General features: G+C 44.7%; 6 protein-coding genes. All 6 read right to left on the bottom strand.

The window, feature by feature from the left end; genetic code table 11:
* Window positions 1-55: 55 nt before the first annotated feature.
* Window positions 56-1,117 carry a glycoside hydrolase family 76 protein gene (locus ACWNM1_RS25450; RefSeq protein ID WP_449603127.1) on the bottom strand — a complete coding sequence of 354 codons (1,062 nt, stop codon included), beginning with the start codon at window positions 1,115-1,117 and terminating at the stop codon, window positions 56-58.
* 12 nt (window positions 1,118-1,129) lie between these two features.
* Entirely contained in the window at window positions 1,130-2,185 is a 1,056-nt protein-coding gene (locus ACWNM1_RS25445) for a glycoside hydrolase family 76 protein (protein WP_449603126.1), read from the bottom strand.
* Between the two features lie 33 nt (window positions 2,186-2,218).
* Window positions 2,219-3,106, bottom strand: a complete 888-nt coding sequence (locus tag ACWNM1_RS25440; protein ID WP_449603125.1) for a carbohydrate ABC transporter permease — start codon at window positions 3,104-3,106, stop codon at window positions 2,219-2,221.
* 33 nt (window positions 3,107-3,139) lie between these two features.
* Complete coding sequence (locus tag ACWNM1_RS25435) at window positions 3,140-4,027, bottom strand: carbohydrate ABC transporter permease (RefSeq protein ID WP_449603124.1); 888 nt, start codon at window positions 4,025-4,027, stop codon at window positions 3,140-3,142.
* Between the two features lie 65 nt (window positions 4,028-4,092).
* On the bottom strand, window positions 4,093-5,397 hold the full coding sequence (locus ACWNM1_RS25430; RefSeq protein ID WP_449603123.1) for an ABC transporter substrate-binding protein: 1,305 nt from the start codon (window positions 5,395-5,397) through the stop codon (window positions 4,093-4,095).
* 43 nt (window positions 5,398-5,440) lie between these two features.
* Window positions 5,441-6,706 carry a glycoside hydrolase family 125 protein gene (locus tag ACWNM1_RS25425; protein WP_449603122.1) on the bottom strand — a complete coding sequence of 422 codons (1,266 nt, stop codon included), beginning with the start codon at window positions 6,704-6,706 and terminating at the stop codon, window positions 5,441-5,443.
* Window positions 6,707-6,797 lie beyond the last annotated feature (91 nt).

Below are 6,797 nucleotides of genomic sequence, written 5' to 3'. Positions count from 1 at the left end.
AAATGGAAAATAAATACACCATTTAAAAAGAGAAGCTTCTTCTTACGCCTTTAAGTTACTTCTCCATAAGTACAGCGGCCCCCTCCAGCAACATCAAGCCACTGAGTTGTATGCTCAGTTGAACCGGAAGCTCCGGTTTCAATTCCCATGATGGACTACAAAGACCTAGCTGTTTATCCAAACCTTTTTCCCATAACTGCTGAGCATTGGCCATGATTACCTCATGAATCCTGCTAGCCTCAGGAACCTCTCTGCAAATTTGAACCAGATAACGAATCAGAATCCCTTTGAATAATCCAGTATCATCGATGCCTTCATCAGGCAACATCATATTCATCGGATCGCATAGACGATCAATACATGTATTAGCAGTTCGATTCGCATCTTCTAAGTAATGGACATCCCCCGTATTCTTATACAGCTCTAAGCCCGCACCTAGAAACACTCCCTGACAATACGTAAATTCCCAATCGAAATCGATCTGGCCATCCCCGAGTCTGTTCATTCCATCCCACACAAAACCAGTCGCAGGATCCACTAAATATGTTTTGTTCCATTCATAGATACGGAGTGCCCACTCCAGATCCTCCTGCTTTTGAAAAAGTTCATATAACCTAGCTGCCAGAATGACGGCTGGTGCATTGGCAGGTGTGTTTTTATAATCGAGCTGATCCTTCTTCCAGGCCAAACCGCCTCCATAATGTTCATTCCAAGCCGATTTTATATCCTCCCATAGATCTAGTACAGCGTCTAAGTAGGCTTCATATCCAGTAGCCCGATAAGCTCGTAACAGCGCCAATGCCGTCCATTCCATATCATCATAGTAATTATGCCTGAACGTCCCACCGTTATAAGCCTGGAGATGTTCACTCAATTCCTTGATTCTCAGAGAATATGCAGGATCTCCGCTACGCTCGTAGCCATCCACTAGAATATCAATGACATGAGCCTGCCACCAATAATAAAAATTCTCACCTGCAACGTTATACTTTCTGGGATACCATTGATTCATGATCCCCGTCTCCGCATTATAATAATTACGTTCTAGACATTGTTGGAACCACTCCGACCTATCCTGCCAGTTAAGTGCTTCTAGGGCTTCTTTTGCTTGTGTCATTAAAAGTTCACCTCAAATCTGATCCTTAGTTAATTCAGCCATCTTCTCCAATAACTTCATTGCACTAAGTTGGGAGCTGAGCTGAATTACACCAGTAGATGACAAAGTCCAATCTGTACCAAACAAAGCTGCGTCCTCTGACTTTCCTTGCTCCCAGAGAGATTCAGCATTCCTACGCAGAAAATCGACAGCTTCAACAGCTGCGACATCAGCTTTGACCCATTCTGCCGTATACCGAATCAGGATTCCTTTGAACAATCCAGCATCTCCATTTCCTTCGTCTGGAAGTACACCGCCCTTAGCCTCAGCAAGCTCATGAGCAGCAGCGGAAAAAGTTAATCGAGCAGCCTCTAAATAGGATGGGTCCTTAGTGATACGATAGAGTTCTACAGCTGCGCCAATATAGATACCTTGGTTATAGGAGTATCTCCAATCCTTATCGATCTGGCCATTGCCCGTGCGATTCATGCCATCCCAAACAAAACCCGTCGTCGGGTCTACCAGATGCTCTTTTTGCCATCTATAAATTTTTAGCGCCCATTCTAGATTCTCAGCTACACCGAAGACTTGATACAAACGAGCAGCCAGTATAGCTGCCGGTGCATTGGCAGGTGTATTTTTATAATCCAACTGTGACTTCTGCCAAGCGATCCCACCACCCATATGCTCGTTCCAGCCTGTCTGAATGTCTTCCCATAAAAGAAGGGCTGTATCTTTATAAACTTCCTCTCCTGTTGCTTGATAGGCACGGAGCCACGCGAGAGCCATCCATTCCATATCATCATACAACTCGTTGGGCCACACTCCCCCATTTCGTCGCAAAAGACCTTCATGAAGCGCGGAAAGCCGTTCGGCATACCATTCCTCTCTAGTTCGCTGCAATCCATCTACCAATACATCCACAGCATGAGCCATCCACCAATAATGAAAAATGGTATTACATTCTCCGTTTGGACAAGGTGTTTCTATATTGTACATGTTGATCGCGTCATTCCAGAATAATGAATCCAGCGCAGCTTGTGCCTGATTCGCCCGTTCCTCCCAAATCCCGATCTCCAATTGGTTCATATAAACTCTCTCCCTGATTCGATTTTTATAGAATTAACCTTTAATGCCACTGAATGCAATCCCCTGCACAAAATAACGCTGAAGCGCCAGAAAGAGCACCAATATTGGCAAAATCGCAACAAGCGCACCAGCCATCATTGGACCGTAATCCGTTTGGAAATTATAGGAGAAAGCTTGAAGTCCCATCTGGATCGTCGCTTTATCCGGGTCATTCAGTACAATCATGGGCCATAGGAAGCTATTCCAGCCCGCTTGAAAAGTAAAGATGCTTAAAGTCGCCAGTGCTGGTTTGGTCAGCGGCAAATAAATACGCCAAAATATCTTAAACTCTCCACAACCTTCGATCCGGGCCATTTCCATCATGTCACTAGGTAGGGTAAGAAAGAATTGCCGCATAAAGAACACAGCAAAAGTTCCTGAAGCTCCCGGAAGAATAATCCCCCAGAAGGAGTTCATCAACCCGTTCCCCCCACTGCCAAAAATATCGTTACCTCCGAAAAATGGAATATGACGCATGACATAAACTGTAGGGATCATCGTCACTATGCCCGGTATCATCATCGCCGCTAGCAGCACGCGGAATATTGGCTTATTGAGCTTAAAATTCAACTTTGCGAATGCGTAGCCACTGATCGAACCAAAAAACAGATTCGCCAGTACACCCGCTACAGCAAGCACAAGTGAATTCCAGAAAAAGAGGGCAAATGGAACCGTTGTAAACGCCTTACGATAGTGCTCTAAGGTCAAATGTGAAGGAAACCACCGAATGGGCATGGCGAATATCTCTTCGTCAGGCTTCAAAGATGTAAGAACACTCCAATAAAAAGGTAGAAACATTACGATTGCAATAACAATGCACACTATATAATAAATAGATTTACTTAAGCGTCTTTTTAATAACGAACTTCCACCAGTATCCATACCTCTATCCCCTTTCTGCATGACAAGCCCGGCTTATACAATGGACTCCTCCGCCTTTGTGATCCGCATGTTTATAAGTGAGAATATGAGAATCGCCACAGCAAGCACAAAAGCTTGTGCAGACGCATACCCCATTTGCAATTGATTAAAGCCCTGTTGATAGATCAGATAAACCGGAGTCTTCGTCATATTCGCTGGACCACCCTGCGTCAGCACAAAAGCTTGGTCGAACAACTGTAACGCGCCAATGATTGCCATCGTGCTGACTAGAAAGGTCGTAGGACGCAGTTGCGGCCAAGTAATATACCGGAAACAATCCAGTTTATTGGCACCGTCCAGCCTTGCGGATTCATACAAATAGTCAGGCACACCTTGCAGACCTGCCAAGTAGATAATCATATTAGAACCTACCGACTGCCAGAGGGTAAGCATTATAATGGACAACATCGCCGTCCGGGTCTCGGATAACCAAGCTGGACCTGTAATCCCAACATAGGACAACAATCCGTTAACCAATCCAAATTCAGGATGCAAAAGCCAGATCCAAACGGTAGCAGCAGCAACGGCGGATGTAAGAGTTGGCAGATAATTCAGAGTGCGGAACAGCTTCACCCCACGCCAGGTTCGACTAAGTAGAATCGCGAGGAGCAGCGAAATCAGGATATTTAGCGGAACGAAAATGATCGAATAAAAAAATACATTTCGGAATGTTTTCCATAACAAACTGTCTTCTATCAAACGGCGATAGTTATCAAAACCGATCCAATCATTTCTACTAAGTACATCGTAATTGGTAAAGCTTAAATACAGCGCCATTACCACGGGGATGACCGTGAATACTGTAAACAACAATATCGTGGGTGTAATAAACAGATAAGCCGTCCGCGCCTGATGTTTCTCTAGCTTTCTGATGGAAGCCATTTCAGCTACCCCCTCCTAAGCAAAAGGGAGGCAAGACCTCCCCCTTACTTCAAATGTCTTACTTATTACTTCACTACCTCATTATCCTTAAGCATTTTGTCGCCTTCTTCTTGTGATTTCTTCAAGGTTTCGTCAATACTCAGCTTGTTCTGCTGGTTTAGCTGCAAATTGGGTGCCAACGCGTCGGTTTCCATCACGGAATAACCAGGGTGGTTTGGACGAACCTTAGCGAACTCCAGTGTTTCTAGAAACGGCTGCCACTTGGGATCATCTTTGAAGAATGGATCTTCCATAGACGGCTTATAGCCAGGCAGATTCAGACTGGTCTTGGCCCAGAGCAATGCGTTATCCTTGTTCGCTGTCCACCATTTAATGAACTCCCACGCCTCTTCCTTATGTTTGGAGCCTTCTGGAATCACCAGACCAAATCCGCCCATAACACTGCCTTTATCCCCGTTTGGTCCAGCTGGAGGGGGAACAATTCCATAATCTAGATCTTTACCATATTTGTTATAGGTGCTGAGCATCCACGGACCGGAATACAACATAGCAACTTTGCCTGTGACAAAAGCATCTTGCCCTTCCCCAAGTCCAAGCTCAAACCCTACTTTATACACCTTATCTTTGTTCATCAGGCGATCCCAGAACTCTAGCACCTGTTTGCCTTTATCATTATTAAAATTGGTCTTTCCATCCTCCGTAAGCATGGTACCGCCAGCCTGTTGAAGGTACATATTAAAAAGCCCCAAATCCCCCATTGAAAAACCTGCAATTTCCAATTTATTGCCGTTCCATTTGGTGAGCTTCGTAGCAGCCGTTTCTAGCTCATCCCATGTTGTTGGAGGCTGAAGTCCTGCATCTGCGAGCAGCTTCTTATTATAGAAAAGAGCACGAGCATCTACGGTAAGCGGCAGCCCGTATAATTTGTCATCGTATGAAAGCTCACGAAGGGATTCGCTGTAGAAGTCATCTTTGGAAATACCGTCACGCGTTAAGTATTCGTCAACCGGATGCAGGACGTTTTTTGGAGCATACAATGAAGTTCTCCAGCGATCCCAAAATAGTACATCAGGAGTGCCGCCATTAGTAGCGGAAGTCAGGAACTTCGTGATCATATCCTGCTGCAGCACATACTTTACATGAATCTTATCCTGAGATTTATTAAAGGCATCGGCCATGGTCTCAAATTGTTTCTGTCCCTCACCGCCCCAATCCCCCCAGAAGGTAAGCTCCGTCTTTTTTCCATCACCGCTCCCTGATTCACTTGCAGTTCCGGACTCTTTACCGGTAGACCCATTATTGCCACCGCAGCCCGTAGCAAGTGAAGCTGTCATAACCAAAGCAAGTGTGGTAACCAGCCATTTTTTCATGTTCTCTATCCCCTTTAGAGTCAATTAAAAAAACTTGTAGACACTAACCCCGCGTAACTTGGAACCCGCAGCGCATAAGCACCAGCTCACAGAACATCATATTTGCCCATGAGAACCATGGACGTGTAAATTCGTCAGGATTATCTACATGAAACCCTTCATGCATAAATCCGGTGCCTGCATCCGTCTTCTCCAGCAGATTAAGCAAGGATTCCCGTTCCTCATTGCTGGTAGATGTCATACCCTGGATCGCTAAAGCTATAGGCCAGATATAACGACTAGGCGTATGTGGACTTCCAATACCTGAAGCCTCCTTTCCAGCGAAGAAATAAGGATTATTGCTACTTAGAATAAACTTTCGGGTATTTAAGTAGATAGGATCATCGGCACTCACATAAGACAAATAAGGGATTGAGAGCAGACTCGGCACATTTGCATCATCCATCAAATTCACCTGTCCACGGCCATCTACTTCATATGCATAGACTGACCCAAACTCTGGGTGATCTACGATTCCATACTGGCGTATTCCCTCATTAATCTGTTCAGAAAGTCTTCTAGCTTTCAATTCCAGTTCCTGATCCCTTAGGATCTCTCGGGCAATTTCACATACATACTCTAAAACAACCACAGCGAACATATTTGCAGGAACCAAATACCCGTATTCACAGGCATCATCGCTAGGACGAAATCCAGACCAAGTCATTCCTGTATATGCTGTCAACGTTCCTTTGCCTTCACGCGCTAATGTATCCGTAGGTGGACAGTTCATCCGTTGAAAAAGATAATTGGAATCGCTCTCATGTTTCTGTTCAGTAGTCCATAATGCAATAATTCTTTCTACACCCTTAACAAATGAATCATTAAACTGACTAGTTCGGCCCGAATTCTTCCAGAGCAGATAACCCAGTTGGATCGGATAGCATAATGAATCAATCTCATATTTTCTTTCCCATACTCCTGGGCTCATCTCTGTAAGATCCTCCTGATGGCCATTTCCATTAACTTCTTCATTGAACGCATTCGCATAAGGGTCAAGCTGGATGCAGGCGAATTGTCTTTGTACAAGTCCCTCAATCATGTCCGCAATTTCTTCATCCTCGGAGGCAAGGATCAGAAAGGGTCTAACCTGAGCGGCCGAGTCCCGCAGCCACATCGCTGGAATATCTCCGGTAATGACAAAAGTGGTGCCATTCGCCATTCTTTTTAAGGTTGTATTCCAGGTGTTAGCCATACATTTCTCGAACATTTCGGCTAATTTTGGACGATCACTCAGCTGCGCTTTTACATTAGATGCCAGTTTCTTCATCGATTCAGGGATTTCTCTGGTTGCTTTCAGTTATAATACCCCCTTTTTCTTTTTACTTTGAAGCGCTTTCACAAATTAGTATATTGTCATG

Source organism: Paenibacillus sp. Marseille-Q9583 (genome assembly GCF_976954365.1).
Note: the sequence above shows the minus strand (reverse complement) of the source record. Positions and strands in the feature narration are given on the sequence as shown.

Coding starts and splice junctions, on each gene's coding strand:
- ACWNM1_RS25450 (WP_449603127.1), bottom strand. CDS start 1,117: ATGACACAAGCAAAAGAAGCCCTAGAAGCACTTAACTGGCAGGATAGG.
- ACWNM1_RS25445 (WP_449603126.1), bottom strand. CDS start 2,185: ATGAACCAATTGGAGATCGGGATTTGGGAGGAACGGGCGAATCAGGCA.
- ACWNM1_RS25440 (WP_449603125.1), bottom strand. CDS start 3,106: ATGGATACTGGTGGAAGTTCGTTATTAAAAAGACGCTTAAGTAAATCT.
- ACWNM1_RS25435 (WP_449603124.1), bottom strand. CDS start 4,027: ATGGCTTCCATCAGAAAGCTAGAGAAACATCAGGCGCGGACGGCTTAT.
- ACWNM1_RS25430 (WP_449603123.1), bottom strand. CDS start 5,397: ATGAAAAAATGGCTGGTTACCACACTTGCTTTGGTTATGACAGCTTCA.
- ACWNM1_RS25425 (WP_449603122.1), bottom strand. CDS start 6,706: ATGAAGAAACTGGCATCTAATGTAAAAGCGCAGCTGAGTGATCGTCCA.